Source organism: Mesorhizobium sp. P2_F5 (genome assembly GCF_056403715.1).
On sequence record NZ_JBFUEY010000010.1, the window covers coordinates 16648 to 42767 of the forward strand.

Below are 26120 nucleotides of genomic sequence, written 5' to 3' on the forward strand. Positions count from 1 at the left end.
TCTGGGTTATTGCAGGTCACTATCTTCCCTCCAGCCTCATTCTCCTCATGTCAGGTCTGCTCGCCGATCCGTGGTTCTATGCCGCCGCCATTCCGGCGGTGATCCTCGTCGGCTTGTCGAAAGGCGGCTTCGGCGGCGCCGTCGGCTTTGTCGGCGTGCCCTTGATGGCGCTGGCCATGCCGCCGGTGCAGGCGGCCGCCATCCTGCTGCCGATCCTGTGCCTGATGGACATCGTTTCAGTGTGGACGTGGTGGGGCGTCTATGACCGCAAGATGCTGGTCGACATGATGCCGGGCGCAGTGATCGGCATTGGGCTCGGCTGGCTGACGGCGGCGCTCGTCACTGAAGAGATGGTGCGGCTGATCGTCGGCGCCGTCGCGCTGATCTTTGTGCTGCGCTGGCTCTATCTGCAGTTCCGCCACGGTTCCGACCATGCGGCGGCGCCGAACCGCATCGCCGCCGCCTTCTGGGGCACCGTTGCCGGCTTCACCAGCTTCGTCGCCCATGTCGGCGGCCCGCCCTTCCAGGTCTATGCGCTGCCGATCAGGCTCGATCCGAAGGTGCTTTCGGGAACATCGGCGATCTTCTTTGCGGCCACCAATGCGCTGAAACTGATCCCTTATTTCGCGCTCGGCCAGTTCGACACTGCCAATCTGACGGCGTCCGCCGTGCTGATGCCGCTGGCGCCGCTGGCCACCATTGCCGGCGCCTGGCTGGTGCGGCGCATGCGGCCGGAGATCTTTTATCCCTTCACCTATGCGACCGTGGCCGTCGTCGCGGTCAAGCTGCTGTGGGACGGCATCGCCGGCCTCATGTAGAGGCAAGGACGGCTGACAGCCGCCCTTGCCGGCGGCTGCATCACGCGGCGCTCGGGACCAGCCGGCGGCTACCGCCAAAGGCGAGCGTTGCGCCGGCGGCAATGACCAGTGCCATGCCGGCAAGGATGCCGACATCATGCATGGTTGGCTTGAGCACCATGTCGGCGACGATCACCAGCATGACCGAATAGTCGAAGCGAGCGGTGTTCATCATGCGCTGACCCTCGGCAAGAGCGGCCAGCGTCGCGCCGTCCTTGGCGAGCATGGCGCCCATCCGTTCCCCGATCGGCTTGAAGATGAGCATGCCGATCGAGAAGGTCGTGGCGTAGCCGGCAAGACCGATCAGGATCCAAAGATCGGAAAAACCAACCCAGAAAATGCACATGACGAGCCCGAAGAGCAGCGTCAGCATGGACATCGGCGCGAAGAAACGGCCGCCCAGTTGCCCGCTGGCGCGAATCGCCTGCAGCTTGTCCTCGATGTTGCCGGCGCGCTCGGCAAGCACGCCAAGCAGGAACAGCACGAAGCCTCCCCCGACCCAGAGGATTGCCGAGGTGACGTGCAGAAACTTGACGATCGAGTACCAGTCCATGGTTTGCTCCAAGGTGTTCCGATGATCTGCGGCCGAGCGATTTGCGCCGGCCGTTTCAGAGAAGCGGGCGTTTAGCGCAACGCATGTTTCGGAACGATGTCGCGTCGACGCTCCAGCCTGTTACCGCAGTTTGATCACTCATTTGGCCGCAAGCCTGTGACGACACGCCCGAATGCCAGGCGGCGGTCATTCAAACCGGATAGGCCCTGCGGCATGATCCTGAAACGTACGGGGACTAAGCCGCTCGCGACCGACGCTCCATTCTGGCCGCGCGCGATCGGACCAAGTCTGCGGCAACCAACGAGGGTATCCAATGCAAGGCGTAGCACGAAATTTCTTCACCCTGGCCGTCATCTACGCGCTGTGCGGCATGGCCTTGGGCCTGCACATGGCGATCACCAATGACCATGGGCAGATGCCGACCCACGCGCACACGATGGTGGCGGGCTGGCTGATGTCGGCGGTGTTCGCCTTCTTCTACCATTTGTTCCCTGCCATCGGGCAAAAGACGATTGCCGTCGTCCATTTCTGGCTGACGGCGGTCAGCGGCATCGCGCTGATGATCGGGCTTTATTTTGAACTTGCCGGCCATCCGGAGATCGAGCCGGTGCTGGGCTCTGCCTCGATAGGTTTTTATGCGGCAATGCTGCTGTTCGCCTTCATTTCCCTGCCGGCGGTCTGGAAGAAGGCTTGAGCAAGCTGACGATCGGGTTCCGCGGGCCGTTGTGCTGATACGGCACAGAAGGGCGGCGGTCGATCAAGAAATATCCGCTCCGTTAAGGGTTCATTAAGCTTTACAGGTGTTTACTATGTCCATCCAGTTATCTGGATTCTTACCGAGTGGTTGGAGCCACTTCGTTTGACGCCTCCCTGTTAAACTCCTGAGAGCCGCCTTATCCGCGGCTCTTTTTTTGTCCGCATTTTGGCGTGCCTAGCGCCATCCGCCGGCGTTAACCGTTTGTTAAACATGTGCTTGCCTTCAACCGCGGCGAAGCGCATTTTCAAGCCTCAGTCATCTAGGGTGCCGGCGTGACGGCGAAGAGCCGAATCAGCCGACGGGGCAGTGCAGGGGCGTACGATGAACGAGCCTTCGAAGGGCATCGCGAAAACCATCAAACTGGCGGAACGCCGGGTTTTCTCCCAATCCTTCAAACCGCTTTACCAGGAAGGCATGGGCCTGGTCGAGCAAGCAGCCGAATATCTCGACGGCAAGGGCCGGGCCGAGGCGAAAAAGCTGTCCAGGCTGGCAGCGACGCTCTATGCGGCCGAATCGATGCGGCTGACCACAAGGCTGATGCAGGTTGCCTCCTGGCTGCTTTTGCAGCGGGCGGCAAACTCCGGCGAGATGACCCGCGACCAGGTCGCTTCGGAAAAATCCAAGGTGCGCCTCGACACCGCGTCGGCGCATGACGAAGCGGTGGGCTGGAACGAATTGCCGAAGGATTTCCTCGACCTCGTCACCCGTTCGCTGCGCCTGCAGGCACTGGTGCGCCGCATGGACGAAGAAATCTATGGCGGCGCGTTCGCCGAGACGCCGTCCGCTGTCCGCCGCGTCAATCCGGTTTCCGACCAGATCACGCTGCTGAACACGGCTTTTGCCCGGGGTTAACAGACTGCTTGATAATTCTACTCCGACGGACATCTGAAGCGGTTTGCTGCGCTTCCGGTGCTCACTCAAGTACGCTCCGCTCCGGTTCTCGAAAACCACCCCAGCGGTCTCGTCAGAGCGAATTCTCAAACAGCGTATAGCTCCCGTTTCCGGTTTGTTCACATTTCGCTGGCATCGCTGTCCGCCGGAGGTAGACTTGGCGGATGGGGGAAGCGATTCGCATCATCGGTATCGATCCGGGGCTGAGACGCACCGGTTGGGGCATCGTCGAAAGCCTCGGCAACTCGCTGCGCTTCGTCGCATCGGGCACCGTGCGCTCCGACGACAAGGCGGCGCTGGCGACACGGCTCTGCCAATTGCATGACGGGCTGGCCGAGATCCTGCACGCTGCCATGCCGCAGGAAGCGGCCGTCGAGCAAACCTTCGTCAACAAGGATGCGGTGGCGACGCTGAAGCTCGGCCAGGCGCGCGGCATAGCCATGCTGGTGCCGGCGCGCGCCGGCCTTGTCGTCGCCGAGTATGCCCCCAATGCCGTCAAGAAGGCGGTGATCGGCGTTGGCCATGGCGACAAGAAGCAGATCCACATGATGGTCAAGGTGCTGTTGCCGAAAGCCACTTTCGACACCGAGCATGCCGCCGACGCACTGGCCATCGCCATCTGCCACGCCCATCACCGGCAAAGCGTCGCCTACCGGATGGCGGCGCTGGCATCATGAAAGGCTATTGAGCATGATCGGCAAGCTCAAGGGCACACTCGACGAGATCGACGAGGATTTCTGCCTCGTCGACGTGCATGGCGTCGGCTATGTCGCCTATTGCTCGGCGCGCACGCTGGCCTCGCTGCCGTCGCCGGGCGAAGCGGTGGTGCTGTTCATCGAAACCTATGTACGCGAGGACATGATCCGGCTTTACGGCTTCCAGTCGGTGCTGGAGCGCGAATGGTTCCGGCTGTTGATGACCAATGTGCAGGGCGTCGGCGCCAAGGTGGCGCTGGCCATCCTGTCGACGCTGGCGCCGGCCGACCTCGCCAACGCGATCGCACTGCGCGATATCGCCATGGTCAGCCGAGCGCCCGGTGTCGGCAAGAAGGTGGCCGAACGCATCGTCACCGAGTTGAAGAACAAGGCGCCGGCCTATGCGGGAACCGCCTCCGGCACCATCGGCTTGAAGCAGGAGCTCGGCGAAGGGGTCGCGCCGGCGCCGATCACCGACGCCGTCTCGGCGCTGGTCAATCTCGGCTATTCGCGCGACACCGCAGCCAATGCGGTGGCGGCGGCGCTGAAGACGGCGGGCGAGGACGCGGACGCCTCGAAGCTCATTCGTTTCGGGCTGAAGGAACTAGCGCGGTGAGCGGTTGCTGGAAAATGGAATTCCGACTACCATATAATCAGTAAGAATTTTCTCGGAAAGTAAGAAAATGGGCGCATATGCCAGTCTGACCTCTAAGGGGCAGCTTACAATTCCAAAGGACGTTCGGGACGCGCTCTCGCTCAAGACGGGCGATATGATCGCCTGGACGGTCGTGGACGGCTATCTGGTTGGGACGCCGCGCAATCTCGACTTCGCCGATCTTGCCGGATTTCTAGGTGACCCACCCGGCGGTCCCGCTTCCCTGGAAGAGATCGATGCCGCTGTGAGGGAGGCCGTAGGTCAGCATGTCGTCGGAGACAAGCTGTTGAGCGGAGAAGAGGACGGCGCGTGACGTCGATAGGTATCGATACCAACGTTCTGCTTCGAATGGTGCTGAATGATGATGCCGAGCAGCGGGCAAAAGCCCTCGCCTTTGGTAAACTCCTCAGCGAGGATAACCCTGGCTTTGTGAGTTTGATTGTTCTGGTCGAATTCAGCTGGTCACTGCTTTCGCGTTACCGGCTGCCAAAGGAGCAAGTGTTGGCCGCGATCCAGAGACTGCTCAAGATCAAGACGCTGGTGTTCGAGGATTTCGACGCCATCGTGATCGCGCTCGAACGATCGAATTCGGCCCACGTCGACTTCGCTGATGCGCTGATAGCCGAACACAATCGCAATCTCGGCTGCTCTCATACAGGTACATTCGATCAGAGGGCCGCCAAGTCCATTGCCGGGATGGAATTGCTCGCATGAGCCTTTCCCCCCGCCTCATTACCCCGGAAAAGCACGGCGAGGATGCCGAGCAGACCTTGCGGCCGCAGACGCTTGCCGATTTCGTCGGCCAGGCGGCAGTGCGGGCCAATCTCAAAGTGTTCATCGAGGCCGCCAAGGGCCGCAGCGAGGCGCTCGACCATGTGCTGTTCGTCGGGCCGCCGGGGCTTGGCAAGACGACGCTGGCGCAGATCATGGCGCGCGAGCTCGGCGTCAATTTCCGCTCGACCTCGGGCCCGGTGATCGCCAAGGCCGGGGATCTGGCGGCACTACTGACCAATCTCGAAGACCGCGACGTGCTGTTCATCGACGAGATCCACCGGCTCAATCCGGCGGTGGAGGAAATCCTCTATCCGGCGATGGAGGATTTCCAGCTCGACCTGATCATCGGCGAGGGGCCGGCGGCGCGCTCGGTCAAGATCGACCTCGCCCGCTTTACATTGGTCGCCGCCACGACGCGGCTTGGGCTTTTGACCAACCCGTTGCGTGATCGCTTCGGCATTCCGGTCAGGCTCAATTTCTATTCGGTCGAAGAGCTGGAGCAGATCGTGCGCCGTGGCGCACGCATCCTGCAAATGCCGCTCGGCGACGATGGCGCGCTGGAGATCGCGCGCCGCGCTCGCGGCACGCCGCGCATCGCCRGCCGSCTKCTGCGCCGGGTGCGCGATTTCGCGTCCGTTGCCGGTGACGGTCACGTCGACAAGCAGATTGCCGACGAAGCCTTGACGCGGCTGGAGGTCGACGCGCTGGGCCTCGACGCGCTCGACCGCCGCTATCTCTCGATGATCGCCCGCAATTTCGGCGGCGGGCCGGTCGGCATCGAGACCATCGCCGCCGGCCTGTCGGAGCCGCGCGACGCCATCGAGGACATCATCGAGCCCTATCTGATCCAGCAGGGTTTCATCCAGCGTACGCCGCGCGGCCGCGTGCTGACCGCCAATGCCTGGCGCCATCTCGGCCTCGACGCGCCGAAGGATCTGGCCCAGCAGCAGATCAACCTGTTTCAGGAAGAGTAACGGAGATTTGTTCTTCGGAACGGCTTGTCTGCGCAGAATCTCCTAAGCGCTGCCAGCGTGAAGGCGCATTCCTGGATTTTATCAAGCGTCGTAATGTCGGCGCGGACTGCTCCGATCAAGCATCGGAGCCAGGAAAGTGATCACCAGACGCGGGTTCCTGAAATTCGTCGGGGGTTCGTTCCTCTCGCTTGCTTCGCTCAGCGCTTATGCGGTTGGCATCGAGCCGATGCTACTGACGCGTGTGAAGCGCTATTCTCTGACGCCGCCGCATTGGCTGGTTGGGTTGAAGCTGCGCGTTGTCGCCCTTGCTGATATTCATGCCTGCCGTCCCTGGATGACACCTGAGCGGATTGCTTCGCTCGTCGAAGACGCAAATTCCCTGCAGCCGGACCTGATCGTCCTGCTCGGCGACTATATCTCGGGAATGACTCTGGTGACACACCAAGTGGCGACCCGCGAATGGTCCTTGGCCTTGTCAGGGCTGAAGGCGCCGCTCGGTGTCTTGTCTATCCTCGGCAATCACGACTGGTGGCACGATCCGTTCGCACAGCAGGCTGGAGCCGGACCGACGGTGGCGCGCAAGGCATTGGAGAGCGTTGGTATCGCGGTCCTGGAGAATGATGCCGTGCGGCTGGAAAAGGATGGGCAGGGCTTCTGGATAGCCGGGCTCGCCGACCAGCTGGCCCTGCGACCGAACAAAGCCAAAGGCCGCGACAAGTTCAAGGGCCTGGACGATCTCGACGGCACGCTGGCCAAGGTCAGTGACCAGGCACCTATTATCCTGCTTGCGCACGAGCCCGACATTTTTCCAAAAGTGCCGGGGCGGGTTTCGCTGACGCTGTCGGGCCACACCCATGGCGGACAGGTCCGGCTGTTCGGCTATTCGCCGGTGGTGCCGTCCCGCTTCGGCAATCGTTTCGCCTATGGCCATGTCGTCGAGAATGACCGCAATTTGATTGTCTCAGGCGGGCTCGGCTTCAGCATCGCACCGGTGCGGTTCGGTATGCGCCCGGAGATACTGCAGATCGATCTGGGCTCAGCCTAGGGCTTGCCCTCAGTGAAGCGACCGGATCGCGTCCATCACGGCGGGTTCGGCCTTTTCGCCGTTGAAAGCGTCGACGATGCCGAAGGCGCCGCCAAAACTCCACACGGACCATGAGAAGCCATGCGCCTCGGCGCGCGCGATCATGTCCTTGACATAGGCGGCGCGGTATTGCGGCGGCATCACATAGGGGTTGCCATATTCCTGGCGGATCATGCCGAATTCACCGAGCGTGATGTTTTCCGGCTTGATGCCGTTGGCCTTGGCCCACGCGTCGACCTTTTCGAACGGCGCATCCATGACGCCGAGCAGCTTCTCGTCCGTGTCCATGGTCGCTACCTGCTCATCGAGATAGGAGAGCAGGCCGTTCCGTCTGGTCCACGGCGCCTCGGCCTTCATCTTGGCGCGGATCGCATCCAGCTTCGCATCGAGTTCGGCACGCGGCACCGCGGTCAGCGGGTAGGGCAGGCCGGTGACATAGGGAATGAAATCGCCGGCCCAGGTCGCGCCCTGATGTGTGAGCAGGAACGGGTCGTAGGAGTGGAAGGTCCAGATGATGTTGTCGTCGGGGATCGACTTCGGGTCGATCCTGACCAGCGAGGCCGCATTGGAATAGCAGGCGCCGGTCAGGATCAGCGTCAGCCTGGTGGCCGAGGCACGGGCGGCCGCGAACAGCTTCTGCTGACGCTCCGACCAGAGGCTGGTGCCATCGCTGTCGCAGTCGACGATCGGCTCGTTCATAGGCTCGAAAGCGACCTGCGTCGGGTCTTCGGAGGCCAGCGTGCGCGCCATTTTGCGGATGACCTCGACATAGGCGTCGAAGGTGGTGGGGTCGTTCATCACCTGACCCATGCCGATCTCGCGGCCGCCACCAGCGGGGATCAGGTGCATGTCGACGATCACTTTCAAGCCGGCGCGGTTGATCATGCGGGCCGAGTCCCGCACACTGGCATAAAGGTCGTCGCGCAGCGCCAGCGTCTGGTCGGACATAAACGGCGAGGGATCGACCGGCATGCGCAGGAAGTCGAAGCCGGCGGCCTTCAGTGCCTTGAGATCATCCTCGTTGAGGAACTTGCGCCATTCCGGATAGGGCAGGATGGCCTTGGCATCGTTCCATTTGTCTTCCCCGACCCAGGTCGTCCACTGGTCGAGGTTGAGGCCGCGATTCATCGAAAAGCTCGCGGCATGCCCGGGCAGCGCAGACGCCGCCAGCACCAGCAGCGCCGCCATCAAGGTCTTGATCATCGCCTTCAACAGTGCCATCCGATTTGCTGCGCTGGTGATTTTGGCAGGACAGGTGCCCCGCCGGAGGCAAAAAGGAAAGCGCGATGGACGATCATCGTGAATCGACGGCACTCACTGCCGGGCTTTCCGGCGCGCTGACCGAATTCGGCCATCGGCTGATGGCGCGGGTCTATTATGCCGACACCGACTTCTCCGGCGTCGTCTACCACGCGCGCTATCTCGAATTCTTCGAGCGCGGCCGCTCGGACTATCTCAGGCTCGCCGGCGTCCACCACACCGAACTTCACGAAGGCAAGCATGGCGAACGCATCGTCTGGGTGGTGCGGCGCATGGAGATCGACTTTCGTTCGCCCGCCCGCATGGACGATATCCTGACCATCGACACTCGCACCGAAGACATTTCCGGCGCCCGCATCGTCATGGCGCAGCAATTGAAGCGTGGGGCAGAGGTGCTGGTCGAGGCAAAGGTCGAGGCGGCGATCATCGGCGAGAATGGCAGGCCGAAACGTTTTCCGAAAGAATGGATCGCTGCTTTCATACCAAGGGCAAGCTGATATCCGGGCCCGCGGCCTGCAACGAGCTGCTGATCGGCAGCGTGTTCGATTGCAATGGACAGCCTGCCGGCGTGCCCGAGGCGCGGCAATGCGCCGCGCCTTATTTCCTAACCCATCCTTAACCATAACGGTTCATGAAGAGATTGGTGAAGATTGGAAGAATCCGCGCGCCTTCCTTTCACCAATATTTGCCCTGAAAAGGCCGCTAACGGTGCATTTTGGGGTAATCTGCAAGCCTAGCGCGAACGGACCACAAGGGATGCCCATGGGCCAGCCGCCAGCGATGCCCGGAAAATCTTAAGGACTTGAAGCATGGAAAATATCGCACTCGCCGACCCGGCAGCGCATTTGTCGATTTGGGCGCTGTTCATGCAGGCCGGCTGGGTGGTCAAGCTGGTCATGATCGGGCTGCTCTGCGCTTCGATCTGGACCTGGGCAATCATCGTCGACAAGCTGGTCAGCTATGCCCGCATGCGGCTGTCGCTCAATCGCTTCGAACAGGTGTTCTGGTCGGGACAGTCGCTGGAGGAGCTCTACCGGACGCTTGCCGACCGCAAGACCACGGGCATGGGCGCGATCTTCGTCGCCGCCATGCGCGAATGGAAGAAGAGCTTCGAGAAGGGGGCCAAATCGCCGCTCGGCCTGCAGACCCGTATCGACAAGGCCATGGACCTGGCGCTGACGCGCGAGATGGAGCGGCTGGAGGGACGGCTCGGCTTCCTCGCCACCACCGGTTCGGCGGCACCCTTTATCGGCCTGTTCGGCACCGTCATCGGCATCATGACCTCCTTCCAGGCCATTGCCGCCTCCAAGAACACCAGCCTTTCGGTGGTTGCCCCCGGCATCGCCGAGGCGCTGCTGGCAACGGCCATCGGCCTGCTCGCCGCCATTCCGGCCGTTATCGCCTACAACAAACTGTCATCGGACGCGAACAAGATCGCGGTGCGGATGGAAGGGTTCTCGGACGAGTTCTCCGCCATACTCTCGCGCCAAATCGATGAAAAAGTAGCGCCGAAGGCCTGAGGAGCAGCAAGATGGGTATGTCCGTAGGCATCTCGGGACGTGGCGGGCGCGGCCACAGGCGGCGCGGCCGCCATCACGCGCTGATATCGGAAATCAACGTCACGCCGATGGTCGATGTGATGCTGGTGCTGTTGATCATCTTCATGGTCGCCGCACCCTTGCTGACGGTCGGCGTGCCGATCGACCTGCCGGATACGCAGGCCAAGGCGATGAATGCCGACACGCAGCCGATCACCGTCTCGATCAATGCCGCCGGCCAGATCTACCTGCAGGAAACCGAAATCCCGATCGAGGAACTGGTGGCCAAGCTGCAGGCGATTTCCAAGACCGGCTATGAGGAACGCATCTTCATCCGCGGCGACAAGTCGACCGACTATGGCACCGCCATGAAGGTGATGGCCCGCATTTCGGCCGCTGGTTACAAGAATATCGGCCTGGTTTCACTGCAGGAACAGGAACAGTAGCACCAAGATGCGGACCGGCCTCACCACATCGGTGATCTTGCACACGGTAGCGTTAGCCTTCGGGCTGTTCACGCTGTCGTCGCCGCCTGCCATGCCCGCGTCCGATGCTGAATCGGTCTCGGTCGCAATCGTGCCGATGGAGGCCGTCGCGCAGACGCTGCAGGGCGACAAGAAAGCAGTGATGCGCGAAAAGCCGGCGCCCACCCCGACCAAGCGTCCCGATATCGTGCCCGATGCGCAGAAGATCGGCGAGAACAGTGTCGATACCGACAAGCCGGTGACGGACGAGGCCAAACCGAAGCCGGTGGACCTGACATCGGCCCCACCGCCGGCGCCGACACCGACCGAGAAGCCGAAGACCGAGGACGCGCCGAAGCCGAAGGAAGAGCCGAAGCCGACCCCGGCAACGGAAGTGGCGCCGGTGCCTCAGCCGAAGGAAGAGGTCAAGCCCGAGCCGGTCAAGCAGACCGAACCCAAGCCGACCCCGGCGAAAGAGCCGGCGCCAGCGCCACAGCCGGACACGACCGCCGCCATCGAGCCGAAGCCCGAGGTCAAGCCCGACGCGGTCGCCGAGGCCATATCGGAACAACAGCCTGCGGAAGAGGCGCAGCTTCCGAATTCAGCTCCCGCGCCCGAAGCGCGGCCGAAGCCGCAGCCGGCGCAGGCCGAAAGCGCCAAGGCACCGGACCGCAAGGACGCCGACAAGCCGGTCAAGGAGGCGTCCTCCAAGCCAAAATCGGATGACAAGCAGTTCAACGCCGATGAGATTTCAGCTCTCCTCGACAAGCAGAAGCCGTCCGGTGGTGGCGCCAAGCGCTCGTCGCAGCAGTCGTCGCTCGGCGGGACCAAGGACCAGGGCCAGAAACTTTCGCAATCGGAGCAGGGCGCCCTGGAAGATCAGCTCAAGGGTTGCTGGTCCATTCCGGCGGGTCTCGAAGGTGCGGAGAATTTTGTGGCAGTCGTCCAGTTCAATCTGGATGCCTCCGGCAAGCTGGACGGCCGTCCGTCCGTGGAGAAGTCGAGTGGCAATCGCCAGTTCGACGAAAGTGCCGTACGCGCCGTGCAGAAATGCGACATGGCTGGCCTGCAGGTTCCCGCCGGCAAGCAGGACATCTGGAACGACATCCACGTCACTTTCGACCCACGACAGATGCTTGGCCTCTAGGCCGAGCGACCGAACAATTGAAGAAGAGAAGCGAGAAGATATGCGATCTTTCCTCAAGCCGCTCCTGACGATTGCAGCCATGGCGCTGGGCATGACTGCGGGAGCCGCCTTGCCGGCCTGGGCCCGCGTTGAGCTCAACGTCAACCAAGGCAATATTGAGCCGCTACCGATCGCCATTACGGATTTCCAGGGCGGCGACGCGCTCGGGGCCCAGATTTCCCAGATCGTCACTGCCGACCTGAAGCGTTCCGGCCTGTTTGCACCGATAGACAAGAACGCCTTCATCGAGAAGATCGCCAATCCGGATGCGCAGCCGCGCTTTGACGACTGGAAGGTGATCAACGCGCAGGCGCTGGTCACCGGCAGCGTCAGCAAGGAAGCAGACGGGCGCATCCGCGCGCAGTACCGGCTGTGGGACACTTTTGCCGGCGAGCAGATGGCTGGCGAACAGTTCTTCGCCAATGATGCCAATCAGCGCCGCGTCGCCCACATTATCGCCGATGCCATCTATGAGCGGATCACCGGCGAGAAAGGCTATTTCGACACCCGCGTCGTCTTCATCGACGAATCCGGGGCCAAGAATGCGCGCAAGAAGCGGCTCGCCATCATGGACCAGGACGGCGCCAATGTCCGCTATCTCTCGGACGGCAAATCGATCGTGCTGACACCGCGTTTCTCGCCGAACCGGCAGGAAATCACTTACATGTCGTACGAAAGCGGCCAGCCGCGGGTCTATTTGCTGCAGATCGAGACCGGGCAGCGCGAGCTTGTCGGCAATTTCCCCGGCATGACCTTTGCGCCGCGCTTCTCGCCGGACGGCCAGAAGGTGATCATGAGCCTGCTGCGCGACGACGGCAATTCCAACATCTTCGCCATGGATCTGCGCAGCCGCTCCACGACGCGGCTGACCAACTCGACCGCCATCGACACCTCGCCGTCTTATTCGCCCGACGGCAGCAAGGTGGTGTTCACCTCCGACCGCGGCGGCCGCGCGCAGATTTATGTGATGGGCGCCGACGGTTCGGGCCAGACCCGCATCTCCTTCGGCGACGGCGTCTATTCGACGCCGGTGTGGTCGCCGCGCGGCGACCTCGTCGCCTTCACCAAGCAGACAGGCGGCGAATTCCAGATCGGCGTCATGAAGACCGACGGTTCGGGGGAACGCATCCTGTCCTCCGGCTTCCAGCAGGAAGGGCCGACCTGGGCGCCCAACGGCCGTGTGCTGATGTTCTTCCGCGACTCCGCCGGTGGCCCAAAACTGGTTTCCGTCGACCTCACCGGCCGCAACGAGCAGCCGATCCCGACCGCAAACTTTGCCTCCGACCCGGCGTGGTCGCCGTTGCTGGAATAAACCAAGTTTGCTTTCGACGTGGCCTGCCTCGTTGCAACTTGGCAACAGTGCCCTAAAAGCCCCGTTTTGGGGCTTTTTTCACGCCAAAGTCGCCTTTTGGCCGCATTTCCGCCTACGGTCCGCGACCATTGTGGCATCAGGTTACTTCGGCTGCGGACGGGCACCGAAACCAAATTTTAACCGTGTTTCTTGAATGCCGGTTAACCCAAACGTGGTTACTGGGTGATCAACGAAATCACTCGAAATACGAAGGAGAGGCGGCATGGGCCGTATCGCAGCACTTACCAGAAATCCGGCGATGATCGCCCTGATCGCGATGCTCGCCATCACCGGTTGCGCTTCGAAGAAAACCCCGAACAACGCTGCCGATCTCGGCCTCAATGGCGCGGGTGCCGCAACGCCCGGCTCGGCGCAGGACTTCACCGTCAACATCGGCGACCGCATCTTCTTCGATACCGACTCGACCTCGATCCGCGCCGATGCGCAGACGACGCTGTCGCGCCAGGCGCAGTGGCTCAACCAGTACAAGCAGTATGCGATCGTCGTCGAAGGCCATGCCGACGAGCGCGGCACGCGTGAATACAATCTGGCGCTCGGCGCCCGCCGCGCCGCCGCCACGCGTGATTTCCTCGTCGCCAAGGGCGTTTCGGCAAGCCGCCTGAAGACGATTTCCTACGGCAAGGAACGTCCGGTTGCCGTCTGTGACGACATCTCCTGCTGGTCGCAGAATCGTCGCGCCGTCACCACGCTCTCCGGCGCCGGCTCCTGATAGGCAAGACGGCGGCGCGCCGATCCTGACGCAATTCCGGACGGAAAACCGTTTCACACTTTTCCTGGAATTGCTCGTGTCGCATATTTGCAACACCTCCATGCGAAAGGCGGCCAATGGCCGCCTTTTTCAGTTCCAGTCTCGGAAACAAAATTGAGAAACAAAATTTGGCCGAAGTCTCGCCTCCTGCTAAGAGCCGAGGGCGCCTGGCTGGTACCACTGTGATTGGAAGGCGCGTACAGGCTCACGAATTACACGGCGAGAGGCACATGCATTTCAGATCGGTCTTGAGCGGCACGCTTGCGCTGCTGCTCGTATCAGGCTTCGCGGCTACTGCGAGCGACACCGGACAACCCGCGGATAGCGGCTTTTCCTTCCACCTTCCGACGCTCGGCATCTTCGGCAAGAAGGAGAAGCCGGAGCAGCAACAGATCGCGCAGCAGCAGGACGGCACCACCGCCGCCAGCCTCGAAGAACAGCTGCGGCAGATGAACGGCAAAATCGAGGAACTCAATTTCCAGGTCCTGCAGATGCAGGAGCAGATGCGCAAGCAGCAGGAAGACAACGAGTTCCGCTTCCAGCAGTTGGAAGGCGGCTCCAGCGGGCAGCCGCCGGCGCAGAAGAAATCCGAGGCCGCGCCGCAGGATGGCGATACCGACAACAGCGTCGCCGAGGCCCCGGCAACGCAGGCGCCGGCCGATTCGGGTACACAATCGGATAGCGGCCAGAGCGTCGGCGAAGTCATCGTCGAATCGCAAACCGGCGATCCCGGCAAGGTGATCACCGGCACCCCGCCGAAGACCTTCGGCACCATCACCGTCGACAAGAACGGCAATGTGATCGATGCCGGCGGCAACACGCAGGCGACCGCGCCGGCGGAAGCTGCGGCTCCTGCCGCCGAGGCGCCGGCGACCGGTCCCAAGACCGGCAAGTCCGACGGCACGGTGGTGGCGGCGTTGCCTGCCACCAACAATCCGGAAGAGATCTACCGCAACTCCTACCAGTTCATCTTGTCGGGCGATTACAGCACCGCCGAGCAGGGTTTTCGCGACCACATTGCCCGCTTCCCCAAGGACGCCAAGGCGGCGGATGCGCATTACTGGCTGGGTGAGTCGCTGCTTGGCCAGCAGAAGTACCACGACGCGGCCGAGGTTTTCCTCTCCGCCAGCAAGGACTATCCGAAGGCCAAGAAGGCGCCCGACATGCTCTTGAAGCTCGGCGTTTCGCTGGTCGGTCTCAAGCAGAAGGATGTCGCCTGCGCCACCTTCGGCGAGATCGGCAAGCGCTATCCCGATATTTCGGCGGCGCTCAAGGAGCGCGTCAAGCAGGAAAGGGCGCTGGCGGCGTGCTAGTCTTCCCCTTGCATGTCGGTGTCCGGGGACCACTTTTGGGCGACATGCATTGATGCTCGATACCGAGCCTGACCTTTCGGACTTTTCAACGATCGACTTTACCAACGGCGCTGTTGCGGCCGTGTCCGGCGGCAGCGACTCGACCGCCCTCCTTCTTCTCCTCAAAGCTCACCTCGACCGCAGCGCCCCGACAGCCCGGCTGCTGGCGGTGACGATCGACCACGGCCTGCGTCCGGAAGCGGCGGCGGAAGCGCGCGCCGTGGCAAAGCTCTGCGCCGAGCGCGGCATCGCGCACCGCATAATTAGCTGGTCCGGCGCCAAGCCGTTGACCGGCCTGCCCGCCGCAGCGCGCGAGGCGCGCTACCGGCTGCTGGCCGAGGCCGCGCAGGCGCACGGCATCGGTTTGATCGTGACCGGCCACACTGCCGACGACCAGGCCGAGACCGTGCTGATGCGGCAGGCGCGGGGCGATGGGCGAGAGCTTGCAGGCCGAGGCCTCGCCGGCATGGCGCCGGCCACGCTCTATGACTGGCGGATCTGGATCGCGCGGCCGTTGCTCGGCGTACGGCGCGCGGCATTGCGCGCCTTCCTGCGGCGCGAAAACGTCGGCTGGGCGGAGGACCCGACCAACACGGATGCGTATTTCGAACGGCCGCGGATTCGTGCTGTGCTCGGCGAAGACCGGGGCGAGCAGCGTTTTGCCGAGGCGATCGGCCTGGCCAGGCGGGCCGCCGCCGAGCGCGAGCAACTTGGCCGCCGCGCCGCCGCGCTGATCGGTGAATTTGCCAGCCGACCGGCACCGGGTCTCATCCGTCTCGATCCCGGGTTTGTCAAAGCTGACGACACGCGGGCCCCAGTCTATGCGTTGCGTGTTCTGCTGGCGGCGACGGGCGGCGTCGCCTTGTTGCCGGACCAGACGCGTAGTGAAGCGCTGTTCGAGCAAATGCGGGCCGGACCGCTTTGCGCCACATTGTCGCGGACGGTCGTCGATATCAGGCGCACGGGCATCTTCCTGCACCGTGAGTCACGCGACCTGCCGCCTGCCGCACCGTTGGCTGCCGGGCTCTGGGACGGCCGCAGGCGGGTTACCGAAGCAGAGGCGATCACATTGGGCGACAGTTCTGGTGCATTGTTGATCGCGCCGCTTGGCGCCGCTGCCGCCGCCAAACGGATGGCCGGGATTGGCGCGCCAGCAAGCCTTGTGCGCGCCGCCCTGGCTGCGGAACCGGCGCTGTGGCGCGGTAGCGAATGCCTTGGTTTTGCAGGGGATACAACGACGGCAGCGGCAATCGCTGTCAGCCCCGCCGTCGCACCTTTTGCACGCTTCCTGCCCAGCTTCGATCTGGTGCTGGCCGGTGCCGTCGCTGAACTGACCGGCGCACCGCCCGTTCCGGCCTTGCCTTCCAGCCGCCACAGTGCCGGTTGATGGTGGCGCGAAAGCTTAACCCAGACGTGCTGTTATGCTTGGCAAGGGGAGGCGCTCTCCCTATGTTAGGCGCAAGTTTCCTCTCATGACGCGTGCCCCACGGGGTACCAACGGGACAATTGATGAATCCGAATTATCGCAACCTCGCGCTCTGGGCGATCATAGCGGTCCTCCTCATCGCTCTCTTCAATCTGTTCCAGACGCCGCAGACGCGCGGAGCCTCGACCGACGTTCCCTACTCGCAGTTCCTGCAAGAGGTCGCGGCCGGCCGGGTCAAGACGGTGACCATTGCCGGCGACCGCATCATGGGCACCTACACCGACAACGCCAATGGCTTTCAGACCTATTCGCCCGGCGATCCGCAGCTGGTCTCGCGGCTTCAGGACAAGAACGTCGTCATCAATGCGCGTCCTGAATCGGACGGTTCCACCTCGCTGTTCAGCTATCTCATCTCCTACCTGCCGATGATCCTGATCCTCGGCGTGTGGATATTCTTCATGCGCCAGATGCAGTCCGGCTCCGGGCGCGCCATGGGCTTCGGCAAGTCGAAGGCCAAGCTTCTGACCGAGGCGCATGGCCGTGTCACCTTCCAGGACGTCGCCGGCGTCGACGAGGCCAAGGAAGATCTGGAAGAGATCGTCGAGTTCCTGCGCGATCCGCAGAAGTTCCAGCGTCTCGGTGGCAAGATCCCGCGCGGCGTGCTGCTCGTCGGCCCTCCCGGCACCGGCAAGACGCTGCTCGCCCGCTCGGTCGCCGGCGAAGCCAATGTGCCCTTCTTCACCATTTCGGGTTCTGACTTCGTCGAAATGTTCGTCGGCGTCGGCGCAAGCCGTGTCCGCGACATGTTCGATCAGGCCAAGAAGAACGCGCCCTGCATCATCTTCATCGACGAAATCGATGCCGTCGGCCGCCATCGCGGCGCCGGTCTCGGTGGCGGCAATGACGAGCGCGAGCAGACGCTGAACCAGCTGCTGGTCGAGATGGACGGCTTCGAATCCAACGAGAGCATAATCCTGATCGCCGCCACCAACCGTCCCGACGTGCTCGATCCGGCACTGTTGCGTCCGGGCCGCTTCGACCGTCAGGTGGTGGTGCCGAACCCCGACATCGTCGGCCGCGAGAAGATCCTCAAGGTGCATGTGCGCAACGTGCCGCTGGCGCCCAATGTCGACCTCAAGGTGGTCGCGCGCGGCACGCCGGGCTTCTCCGGCGCCGACCTGATGAACCTGGTCAACGAATCCGCACTGATGGCGGCGCGCCGTAACAAGCGCCTCGTCACCATGGCCGAATTCGAGGATGCCAAGGACAAGATCATGATGGGTGCCGAGCGCCGCTCGTCGGCCATGACGCAGGCCGAGAAGGAGCTCACCGCTTACCACGAGGCCGGCCACGCCATACTGGCGCTCAACGTGCCGTCCGCCGATCCGCTGCACAAGGCAACCATCATCCCGCGTGGCCGTGCGCTCGGCATGGTCATGCAGCTGCCGGAAGGCGACCGCTATTCGATGAGCTACAAATACATGGTCTCGCGGCTTGCCATCATGATGGGTGGCCGCGTCGCCGAGGAGTTCAAGTTCGGCAAGGAGAACATCACTTCGGGCGCTTCCTCCGACATCGAGCAGGCGACCAAGCTGGCGCGCGCCATGGTCACGCGCTGGGGCTTCTCGGACAAGCTCGGCCATGTCGCCTATGGCGACAACCAGGAAGAGGTCTTCCTCGGCCATTCGGTGGCGCGCACGCAGAATATCTCGGAAGAGACCGCGCAGATCATCGACGCCGAAGTGCGCCGGCTGATCGACGAGGCCTATGTCTCGGCCAAGTCCATCCTGACCAAAAAGAAGAAGGAATGGATCACGCTGGCGCAGGGCCTGCTCGAATACGAGACGCTTTCAGGCGAGGAGATCAAGCAGCTGATCGCCGGGCAGAAGCCCGCGCGAGATCTGGGGGATGATACCCCCACGAGCCGTGGCTCAGCCGTGCCGAAGTCCGGTCGCCGCAAGAAGGGCCCGGAGCCCGAGGGCGGCATGGAGCCTCAGCCATCAAGCTAGGATCCGACCAGGACGGGTTCTAAAAAACGCCGCGGCTCAACCGCGGCGTTTTCTTTTTTGGGCAAGACATTTCGTTCGGGCAGACGTTGCAGCCATTGGCTTGACTCCCCTCGCAGTCGGTATTGAATCGATTAGCCGGCTGCCGTCGGATCAACCGGCGCGGCTGCGTGGGAGGTGTGATCATGGGCAAGAGGGACAAGCAGGCCAGAAATGCGTCGGTCGGAGGCGATATCCATCTCGACGCGGTCGAGGGCGAGGCAAAGGAAGCAGCCTGGAAAATGCCGAACGGCGATGCCGGCGGGCGGGGCAAGAAAAAGAAGAGGAAGAAGGCCAAGCAGGCCAAGGCCAAGAAACCCTACCGTTATGTCGACGAACTGGTCCGGCTGCAGTTCGAACTGATCAAGCTGCAGGATTGGGTGCAGAAGGAAGGGCTGAAGGTCGTCGTGATCTTCGAAGGCCGCGACGCGGCCGGCAAGGGCGGTGTCATCAAGCGCATCACTGAAAGCCTCAATCCGCGCGTCTGCCGGGTCGTGGCACTGGGCACGCCGACCGAACGCGAACGCAGTCAGTGGTATTTCCAGCGCTACGTGTCTCACCTGCCCGGCAGGGGCGAGATCGTGCTGTTCGACCGCTCCTGGTACAACCGTGCCGGTGTCGAGCGCGTCATGGGCTTCTGCACCGACGCGGAGTACAGCGAATTCCTGCGCTCTTGCCCGCTGTTCGAGGAGATGCTGATCAAGTCCGGTATCATCCTGGTCAAATACTGGTTCTCGGTTGGCGACGACGAACAGGAACGCCGGTTCAAGGAGCGTATCGACAATCCGATCAAGCGCTGGAAGCTGTCGCCCATGGACCTGAAGTCGCGCGAACACTGGGTCGAGTATTCGCGGGCCAAGGACATGATGCAGAAATTCACCGACACCGATCAGTCGCCCTGGAACATTGTCGATGCCGACAACAAGAAGAAGGCGCGGCTCAATTGCATCAGCCATCTGCTGACGCGGATTCCGTACAAGGAAATCCGTCCGGCGAAGATAAAGCTCAGCCCGCGTCAGAAGGACGACGGTTATGTCCGGCCGCCCAAGACCAGCCAGCACTGGGTGCCAACCGTCTACTGATTGTTCTAGAGCCTGTTCCATCCCGATGGGATCGGGATGGGGCTCTATCATCTTTGTTTGAGCATGATCTTTTCCGAAAACCGGTTCCCACTTTTCGGGATCATGCTCTAGCGCAAATAAAAACCCCGCGGACCTGAACAGGCCCGCGGGGTTCTTGATCAGCAGCGAAGCGTGCGAAATCAGCTCTTCAGCTTGGCGTTGCAGAGGCTGTAGAAGCCGCCGCCCTTCTGGATCCAGCGCAGGCCATTCAGCGTGTTGGCATCCTTGTTGGCGTAGTAGAGCTCGAGGCAGGTGTGCATGCGGCCCTTGGCCGGCGTCTCGCTGGCGTATTTCTTCGAGATCGCGGTCGGGAACTTCACACCTTTGGGAGCGGTGACCGAGGGCTTCTCGGGCTCGCTGGTATAGGTCGCCTCGCTCGGAGCCGGCACGGTGTCGTCGTCATCGGCGCCGACGCCGCATTCGGCCTTGCGGAAGTCGTTCCACTTCTTGCCGCCCAGCGTGTTGGCAGACTTGGCCGCCTGATACTTGGCGCTGCAATCGGCCATGCTCAGGCCCTTGCCGCTGCTGTCGGCAGCTGCCTTGGTCGTCGTTGCCTTGGCCGGTACTACCGCCGCGGATGCGCCGGCGGTGCATTCGGTCTTGCGGAAGTCGTTCCACTTCACGCCGTTGAGCGTGCCGGCGGCCTTTGCCGCCTGGTATTTGGCGCTGCATTCCTTGGCCGTCAGGCCCTTGGCGCCATCGTCGGTTGCGGCTGCTGCCTTGGTCGTGGCCTTGGCGGGTTCTGCCGCGGCCGAGGCGCCGGCGGCGCATTCGGTCTTGCGGAAGTCGTTCCACTTCACGCCGTTGAGCGTGCCGGCGGTCTTCGCAGCCTGATACTTGGCGCTGCATTCCTTGGCCGTCAGACCCTTGGCACCGTCATCAGCAGCGGCGGCGGCCTTGGTCGTGTCCGTCTTGGCCGCGTCGGCTTTCTTGGCCGGCTTGGCAGTCTCGGTGGTGGCGGCCGCGTCGGTGCCGCATTCGGCTTTACGGAACTGGTTCCAGGTCTGTCCGTTCAGCGTGCCGCCGTCCTTGGCGGCATTATACTTGGTACTGCACTCGGCCATGGTCAGCGCGTTGGCCGGCGCCGCCATGAACAAGGTTGCGACGGCAAGACCCGTCAAAGTTGCAAGTCGGTGGATGAGCATGGCGTTTCTCCCGTTGCTGCGCCCATAGGTTGTACCCGTGTGAATCAATAGCTCTCAACGCTAGGCTGCGCCAGATGCTAAATGGTGCCGGTATCGCCGGAAAGCACGTTCTCCCGATAAGGTGATGGAATCCCTGCGATCTGCCGCCTCCAACAGCAAAAGTTTACCGGCCCAACCTGCGTCGCGCGGCCAGTGTGAGCGGTATATTGCGGCAAGACCGTGTCATCGTGATACGTTGCCGAACACTGTTTGACAGCCTGCTACAATGATTTTCTAAGAATTCGTAATATACAATCACACAATGTGATCGTAAGGCTCGGCCCAATTGTGGCATTAGAAGCCGGCTGAAAAACCGACGGGGATTCTGGCTAACATGGCAGGACGTTATTTCGGCACCGACGGCATTCGCGGGCGCGCCAACAAATTTCCGATGACGGCTGAGATCGCAATGCGGGTCGGCATGGCTGCCGGCCTGTCTTTCCAGCGCGGCAACCACCGCCACCGCGTCGTGCTCGGCAAGGACACGCGGCTGTCCGGCTACATGATCGAGAATGCGATGGTGGCCGGCCTTTGTGCCGCCGGCATGGATGTGTTCCTGCTCGGTCCAATTCCGACGCCGGCGGTCGCCATGCTGGTGCGCTCGCTGCGCGCCGATATCGGCGTCATGATCTCGGCCTCGCACAATCCATACTTCGATAACGGCATCAAGCTGTTTGGGCCTGATGGCTACAAGCTCTCCGACGAGATCGAGGAGCGCATCGAGAGCATGCTTGACAAGGACATCGAACTGGCGCTCGCCGATTCCGATGGGCTTGGCCGCGCCAAGCGTGTCGACGGCGTGCATGACCGCTACATTGAATTCGCCAAGCGCACGCTGCCGCGCTCGATGTCGCTGTCGGGTCTCAGGATCGTCGTCGATTGCGCCAATGGCGCCGCCTACAAGGTGGCGCCGGCCGCCCTTTGGGAGCTGGGCGCCGAGGTTATTGCCATCAATGTCGAGCCGAACGGTTTCAACATCAACAAGGAATGCGGCTCGACCCATCCGGCCGGCCTGCAGAAGAAGGTGCATGAAGTGCGCGCCGACATCGGCATCGCGCTCGATGGCGATGCCGACCGTGTCGTCATCGTCGATGAAAACGGCACGATCGTCGACGGCGACCAGATCATGGCGCTGATTGCTGAGTCCTGGCATCAGAGCGGGCGGCTGGCCGGCGGCGGCGTCGTCTCGACGGTGATGTCCAATCTCGGCCTCGAACGCTTCCTCGGCGACATGAAGCTGCAGTTGCACCGCACCAAGGTCGGCGACCGCTATGTCGTCGAGCATATGCGTGCGCATGGGTTGAATGTCGGCGGCGAGCAATCGGGCCACATCGTTCTGTCCGATTTCTCGACCACTGGCGACGGGCTTGTCTCGGCGCTGCAGGTGCTGGCCTGCATCAAGCGGCAGAATCGCCCGGTCAGCGAATTGTCGAAGAAGTTCGAGCCGGTGCCGCAGCTGTTGAAGAATGTCCGCATCGCCGGCGGCAAGCCGCTCGAGGAAGCCCCGGTCAAGGCCGCGATCGAAGATGCGCGCAACCGTCTCGGCAAGGCCGGGCGACTGGTCATCCGGCCCTCCGGCACCGAGCCGCTGATCCGCGTCATGGCCGAGGGCGACGACCCGCACCTGGTCGAAGCCGTGGTCAACGACATCGTCGACATCATTTCGGAAACGCGCAGCGCTGCCTGATCGCGCTGCCTGCAACGGCAGGCGCGAACTGCCGGCTCAAAGACCTCAAGGCCCGCCCTCCAGGCGGGCTTTTTTGTTTCGGCCTGGGTGGTCCCAGCGTCATGCAGACAGATACTGTTTGCTAAAATGTCGATAATTCGTGGTTAACCAACAGGGTTAAACGCCTTTTAACTTTTGCAATTCATTATCCACAACTGAGGTCAATCATATTCGGGCGGGTTGGACTTTCCCGACGGTTCTCAGGGGTGACAAGCATGTTCAATACAGCAAAAATGGCTCTCCTTGCCGCGCTGTTCGCAGGCGTGGCCGGGCCGGTTTTCGCCGCCGATCTAGCGGAACCGCCGGTGGTCGAGGAAGCGCCTCCGCCGGTTGCCTATGAGCCGCCCGCCGATTTCGGTGGCTGGTACATCCGCGGCGACATCGACTATCATAAGTCGGATCTGCGCGGCATCGACTATATCACCTACGGGCCGCCTCCCGGCAGCAATGTTTTCGATTCCGGCGAGCTTAAGGGCGGCTTCTCACTCGGCGCCGGCATTGGCTACAAGATCAACGATCATTTCCGTACCGACCTGACAGCCGACTATTGGTTCGCTTCGGACTTCAACGGATCAACCAACGATGGCGTTACGACATCGGTCGAAGTGTCGAAAATGAGCGCATTGCTGCTCTTGGCCAACGCCTATTACGATATCGGCACCTGGCACGGCATCACGCCTTATGTTGGCGCTGGCATCGGCGGCGCGCACGTCAAATGGGATACCGTCCACGACCCGAACACAACCGAGACCAACCCCGGGTCGAAGAACTGGCGCTTTGCCTACGCGCTCATGGCCGGCGCGTCCTATTGCCTTACCGACAGGGTGATCCTGGATGCCGGCTATCGCTACTCTCACATTGAGGGAGGCCGCATGTTCGACTTCGACGTGAGCAGTTCCGGGCCCGGCTTCGACCATGGCATCAACACACATGAGGTACGCGGCGGTCTGCGCTATCAGTTCGGCGGCAATAATGGTTGCACATCGCCGGAACCCTACGTTCCCGAGCCGGAGCCGATCTACACCAAGTAGTCGCTTCTAAATCCAGGAATTCGCGAACCGCCCGGTCATGCCGGGCGGTTTTCGTTTGCCGGTTGCGGTGGATTTCACCGGCCGCGTGCGCTGAAGAAAGCCCATCGAAATCAATTCGGTAACGCAGCGTTATCCTTAACCCGCACTTAACCACTATGGTTAACAATGCCTCCTGAAACGGCGCTTGCAATCAAATGACGCGCACCAATTTCAGGAGCCGGGGACCCATGAATTTCAAATCGCTGACAGCGCCTGCGCTCGCCGCACTCGTGCTTGCTCCGCTGACGCCGGCACAGGCCGCAGACTACGATCCGCCGGTCTATGTCGATCAGGCGCCGGACTATCAACCGGTCGAGGTCGGCTCTGGCTGGTATCTGCGCGGCGACGTCTCTTATCTGGCGCAGAAGAGCTACCAGGATCAGGATTTCACCTTCGCGCCGGCGAGCTTCAGCGAAAAGCAGGATCCCGCCTTTGCCAGCATCGGCTTCGGTTATCATTTCAACGACTATCTGCGCGCCGATATCAATCTCGGCTATCTGCCGGGCAACAAGGTTGGCATCCACTACGACGACACCGCGAGCGTGATACCGCCGGCCACGGCAACGGTAGCGTCGGCATCCCTGGAGAATTATTCCCTGTCAGGAATGGTCAATGGCTATGTCGATCTTGGCACTTATGTCGGGATCACGCCCTATGTGGGCGCCGGCATTGGGCTGGTCCGGAGCAAATACAAGCTGTCGGCGAGTTACTTCACCGACAATGTCGACCCTACGGATGATTTCGTCCGCAGCGACAACAAGACCCAGTATTCCTTCGCCTACACGCTGGATGCGGGCCTTGCCTATCAGGTGACCAAGAATGTTTCCGTCGACCTCGGCTACCAGTACTTCTCAGCGCCGGATGCCGAATATGTCACCGCCGCGAGCCTGACGTCCTATCCTATCCGCAAGGGCATCAGCAATCATCAGGTCAAGCTCGGGCTGCGCTACGACCTCTGGTAGGCTGGTTACAGACACGAAGCCTGACGGCGGATCTCTTCGATCCGCCGTTTGCGTTTGAGCTCAGGGCATCCTGATCGCGGATTGCTTGTATCCCGCCCGCGACAAAAACTTTCCTCTTGACGCCTGAGGCCTGAGCGCATATCGCCGTCCGTGGGCCACCCCTCCCCAACGAGGGGCCACTATCTGGAAGGATAGACCACGATGACGACGCAGACGAAACCCGGACTCCGTCCGGCAAATCCCAATTTCTCCTCAGGTCCCTGCGCAAAACGCCCCGGCTGGTCGGTCGAGGCGCTGAAGAATGCTGCGCTCGGCCGTTCCCACCGCGCCAAGATCGGCAAGACCAAGCTCGAACAGGCGATCGAGCTGACGCGGGAAATTCTCCAGGTCCCTGCGGATTACCGCATCGGCATCGTGCCGGCGTCGGACACGGGTGCCGTCGAGATGGCGCTGTGGTCTCTGCTCGGCGAGCGCGGCGTCGACATGGTCGCCTGGGAAAGCTTTGGCTCCGGCTGGGTGACCGATGTGGTCAAGCAGCTGAAGCTCTCCGATACCAGAAAGATCGAAGCGGGTTATGGCGAGCTGCCTGATCTGGCGAAGATCGATTTCGACCGCGACGTGGTCTTCACCTGGAACGGCACGACCTCAGGCGTGCGGGTGCCGAATGGCGATTTCATTCCGGCCGATCGCAAGGGCCTCACCATCTGCGATGCGACGTCCGCCGCCTTCGCGCAGAGGCTCGATTTCCAGAAGCTGGATGTCGTCACCTTCTCCTGGCAGAAAGTGCTGGGCGGCGAGGGCGCGCACGGCATGCTGATCCTCAGCCCGCGCGCCGTCGAGCGGCTTGAAACTTACAAGCCGGCCTGGCCGCTGCCGAAGATCTTCCGCCTGACCTCGGGCGGCAAGCTGATCGAAGGCATCTTCAAGGGCGAGACCATCAACACGCCGTCGATGCTGTGCGTCGAGGACTATCTCGACGCGCTTCAGTGGGCGAAGTCGATCGGCGGGCTCGATGCACTGATCGCCAGAGCGGATGCCAATGCCGCCGTGCTCGACGGTTTTGTCGACAGATCCTCCTGGCTCGGCCATCTCGCGGTCGATGCGGCGACACGGTCCAACACATCCGTGTGTCTGTCCTTCACCGACCAGCAAGTTGCGGCGCTCGATGCCGACGGACAGGCGGCTTTTGCGAAAGCGATCGTCTCCGTGCTCGACAAGGAAGGCGTCGCCTACGACATCGGCTCCTATCGCGACGCACCGTCCGGCCTGCGCATCTGGTGCGGCGCTACCGTCGAGACCTCCGATCTCGCAGCGCTGCTGCCCTGGCTCGACTGGGCCTTCGCCACGCAGAAGGCGTCGTTGAAGGCAGCGGCCTGAGATTGCATGGCGGCCTGCGGGCCGCCATTTCCCCGACAATCCATTTGAA

26 protein-coding genes and 1 pseudogene are annotated in these 26120 nt (G+C 62.3%); 23 read left to right on the forward strand and 4 right to left on the reverse strand.

The annotated features are described in order from the left end of the window. Positions 1-47: 47 nt before the first annotated feature. Positions 48-818: a sulfite exporter TauE/SafE family protein gene (locus AC1DYO_RS16215; protein WP_181062220.1), complete on the forward strand. Its 771-nt coding sequence runs from the start codon at positions 48-50 to the stop codon at positions 816-818. A 40-nt stretch (positions 819-858) separates the two neighbouring features. Here AC1DYO_RS16215 and AC1DYO_RS16220 read toward each other — a convergent pair whose 3' ends face one another. Further along, a complete protein-coding gene (locus AC1DYO_RS16220) occupies positions 859-1410 on the reverse strand; it encodes a DUF2269 family protein (RefSeq protein WP_477264852.1) in 552 nt (183 codons plus the stop codon). 313 nt (positions 1411-1723) lie between these two features. Here AC1DYO_RS16220 and AC1DYO_RS16225 point away from each other — a divergent pair, with 313 nt between their 5' ends. The 8 genes from AC1DYO_RS16225 (at position 1724) to AC1DYO_RS16260 (ending at position 7201) form a co-directional block, all read left to right on the forward strand. Beyond that, positions 1724-2104 carry a hypothetical protein gene (locus tag AC1DYO_RS16225; RefSeq protein ID WP_477264854.1) on the forward strand — a complete coding sequence of 127 codons (381 nt, stop codon included), beginning with the start codon at positions 1724-1726 and terminating at the stop codon, positions 2102-2104. 384 nt (positions 2105-2488) lie between these two features. Next, positions 2489-3019, forward strand: a complete 531-nt coding sequence (gene rcdA, locus AC1DYO_RS16230) for a protease adaptor protein RcdA (protein WP_477264856.1) — start codon at positions 2489-2491, stop codon at positions 3017-3019. Between the two features lie 203 nt (positions 3020-3222). After that, positions 3223-3735: a crossover junction endodeoxyribonuclease RuvC gene (gene ruvC, locus AC1DYO_RS16235; RefSeq protein WP_477264858.1), complete on the forward strand. Its 513-nt coding sequence runs from the start codon at positions 3223-3225 to the stop codon at positions 3733-3735. Between the two features lie 13 nt (positions 3736-3748). Then, positions 3749-4369, forward strand: coding sequence for a Holliday junction branch migration protein RuvA (gene ruvA / locus AC1DYO_RS16240; protein WP_203280180.1), 621 nt, complete (start codon positions 3749-3751; stop codon positions 4367-4369). A 67-nt stretch (positions 4370-4436) separates the two neighbouring features. Continuing rightward, positions 4437-4721: an AbrB/MazE/SpoVT family DNA-binding domain-containing protein gene (locus tag AC1DYO_RS16245; RefSeq protein ID WP_181057765.1), complete on the forward strand. Its 285-nt coding sequence runs from the start codon at positions 4437-4439 to the stop codon at positions 4719-4721. Next, positions 4718-5122 (forward strand): PIN domain-containing protein, encoded by a 405-nt coding sequence (locus AC1DYO_RS16250; RefSeq protein WP_477264861.1) that lies wholly within the window; start codon positions 4718-4720, stop codon positions 5120-5122. The genes AC1DYO_RS16245 and AC1DYO_RS16250 overlap by 4 nt, the downstream gene beginning before the upstream one ends. Then, on the forward strand, positions 5119-6156 hold the full coding sequence (ruvB, locus tag AC1DYO_RS16255; protein ID WP_477264863.1) for a Holliday junction branch migration DNA helicase RuvB: 1038 nt from the start codon (positions 5119-5121) through the stop codon (positions 6154-6156). Before AC1DYO_RS16250 ends, ruvB begins: the two co-directional genes overlap by 4 nt. Positions 6157-6292: 136 nt before the next feature. After that, a complete protein-coding gene (locus tag AC1DYO_RS16260) occupies positions 6293-7201 on the forward strand; it encodes a metallophosphoesterase (protein ID WP_477264865.1) in 909 nt (302 codons plus the stop codon). 9 nt (positions 7202-7210) lie between these two features. On the opposite strand, the gene AC1DYO_RS16265 is transcribed toward AC1DYO_RS16260, so the two are convergent. Then, entirely contained in the window at positions 7211-8461 is a 1251-nt protein-coding gene (locus AC1DYO_RS16265) for a glycoside hydrolase family 5 protein (protein WP_477264867.1), read from the reverse strand. A 65-nt stretch (positions 8462-8526) separates the two neighbouring features. On the opposite strand from AC1DYO_RS16265, the gene ybgC reads away from it, so the two are divergent. The 10 genes from ybgC to ppk2 all read left to right on the forward strand — a co-directional run bounded on the left by ybgC (position 8527) and on the right by ppk2 (position 19713). Continuing rightward, positions 8527-8997 (forward strand): tol-pal system-associated acyl-CoA thioesterase, encoded by a 471-nt coding sequence (gene ybgC / locus AC1DYO_RS16270; RefSeq protein ID WP_477264869.1) that lies wholly within the window; start codon positions 8527-8529, stop codon positions 8995-8997. A gap of 312 nt (positions 8998-9309) precedes the next feature. Further along, positions 9310-10020 (forward strand): protein TolQ, encoded by a 711-nt coding sequence (tolQ, locus tag AC1DYO_RS16275; protein WP_142869706.1) that lies wholly within the window; start codon positions 9310-9312, stop codon positions 10018-10020. Positions 10021-10031: 11 nt separating this feature from the next. Beyond that, a complete protein-coding gene (gene tolR / locus AC1DYO_RS16280) occupies positions 10032-10484 on the forward strand; it encodes a protein TolR (protein WP_181057782.1) in 453 nt (150 codons plus the stop codon). A gap of 7 nt (positions 10485-10491) precedes the next feature. After that, positions 10492-11649 carry an energy transducer TonB family protein gene (locus tag AC1DYO_RS16285; RefSeq protein WP_477264871.1) on the forward strand — a complete coding sequence of 386 codons (1158 nt, stop codon included), beginning with the start codon at positions 10492-10494 and terminating at the stop codon, positions 11647-11649. Between the two features lie 40 nt (positions 11650-11689). Further along, positions 11690-13000, forward strand: coding sequence for a Tol-Pal system beta propeller repeat protein TolB (gene tolB, locus AC1DYO_RS16290; protein WP_477264873.1), 1311 nt, complete (start codon positions 11690-11692; stop codon positions 12998-13000). Positions 13001-13262: 262 nt separating this feature from the next. Then, positions 13263-13769, forward strand: coding sequence for a peptidoglycan-associated lipoprotein Pal (gene pal / locus AC1DYO_RS16295; RefSeq protein WP_181057788.1), 507 nt, complete (start codon positions 13263-13265; stop codon positions 13767-13769). A gap of 269 nt (positions 13770-14038) precedes the next feature. Further along, positions 14039-15121, forward strand: coding sequence for a tol-pal system protein YbgF (gene ybgF / locus AC1DYO_RS16300; protein ID WP_477264875.1), 1083 nt, complete (start codon positions 14039-14041; stop codon positions 15119-15121). Positions 15122-15173: 52 nt separating this feature from the next. Continuing rightward, positions 15174-16547, forward strand: coding sequence for a tRNA lysidine(34) synthetase TilS (gene tilS / locus AC1DYO_RS16305; RefSeq protein ID WP_477264877.1), 1374 nt, complete (start codon positions 15174-15176; stop codon positions 16545-16547). A 122-nt stretch (positions 16548-16669) separates the two neighbouring features. Continuing rightward, positions 16670-18595: an ATP-dependent zinc metalloprotease FtsH gene (gene ftsH, locus AC1DYO_RS16310; RefSeq protein ID WP_181057799.1), complete on the forward strand. Its 1926-nt coding sequence runs from the start codon at positions 16670-16672 to the stop codon at positions 18593-18595. A 182-nt stretch (positions 18596-18777) separates the two neighbouring features. After that, on the forward strand, positions 18778-19713 hold the full coding sequence (gene ppk2 / locus AC1DYO_RS16315; RefSeq protein ID WP_477264879.1) for a polyphosphate kinase 2: 936 nt from the start codon (positions 18778-18780) through the stop codon (positions 19711-19713). A gap of 179 nt (positions 19714-19892) precedes the next feature. Here the strand turns inward: ppk2 and AC1DYO_RS16320 are convergent, their stop codons facing one another. Both AC1DYO_RS16320 and AC1DYO_RS16325 read right to left on the reverse strand, forming a co-directional pair. Next, positions 19893-20552 carry a hypothetical protein gene (locus tag AC1DYO_RS16320; RefSeq protein ID WP_477265087.1) on the reverse strand — a complete coding sequence of 220 codons (660 nt, stop codon included), beginning with the start codon at positions 20550-20552 and terminating at the stop codon, positions 19893-19895. Positions 20553-20603: 51 nt separating this feature from the next. Continuing rightward, a pseudogene (locus AC1DYO_RS16325) lies at positions 20604-20897 on the reverse strand (hypothetical protein); the annotation flags it as partial. Between the two features lie 373 nt (positions 20898-21270). Between AC1DYO_RS16325 and glmM the strand changes: the two are divergent. From glmM to AC1DYO_RS16345, 4 genes are all read left to right on the forward strand, one after another. Beyond that, entirely contained in the window at positions 21271-22623 is a 1353-nt protein-coding gene (gene glmM / locus AC1DYO_RS16330; RefSeq protein ID WP_181057805.1) for a phosphoglucosamine mutase, read from the forward strand. 254 nt (positions 22624-22877) lie between these two features. Further along, positions 22878-23693: an outer membrane protein gene (locus AC1DYO_RS16335; RefSeq protein WP_352590033.1), complete on the forward strand. Its 816-nt coding sequence runs from the start codon at positions 22878-22880 to the stop codon at positions 23691-23693. A 227-nt stretch (positions 23694-23920) separates the two neighbouring features. Next, the gene (locus AC1DYO_RS16340; RefSeq protein WP_477264882.1) at positions 23921-24694 is read left to right on the forward strand and encodes an outer membrane protein; all 774 of its coding nucleotides are present in this window, start codon (positions 23921-23923) and stop codon (positions 24692-24694) included. A gap of 201 nt (positions 24695-24895) precedes the next feature. Then, the gene (locus AC1DYO_RS16345; protein WP_477264884.1) at positions 24896-26071 is read left to right on the forward strand and encodes a phosphoserine transaminase; all 1176 of its coding nucleotides are present in this window, start codon (positions 24896-24898) and stop codon (positions 26069-26071) included. Positions 26072-26120: the final 49 nt, after the last annotated feature.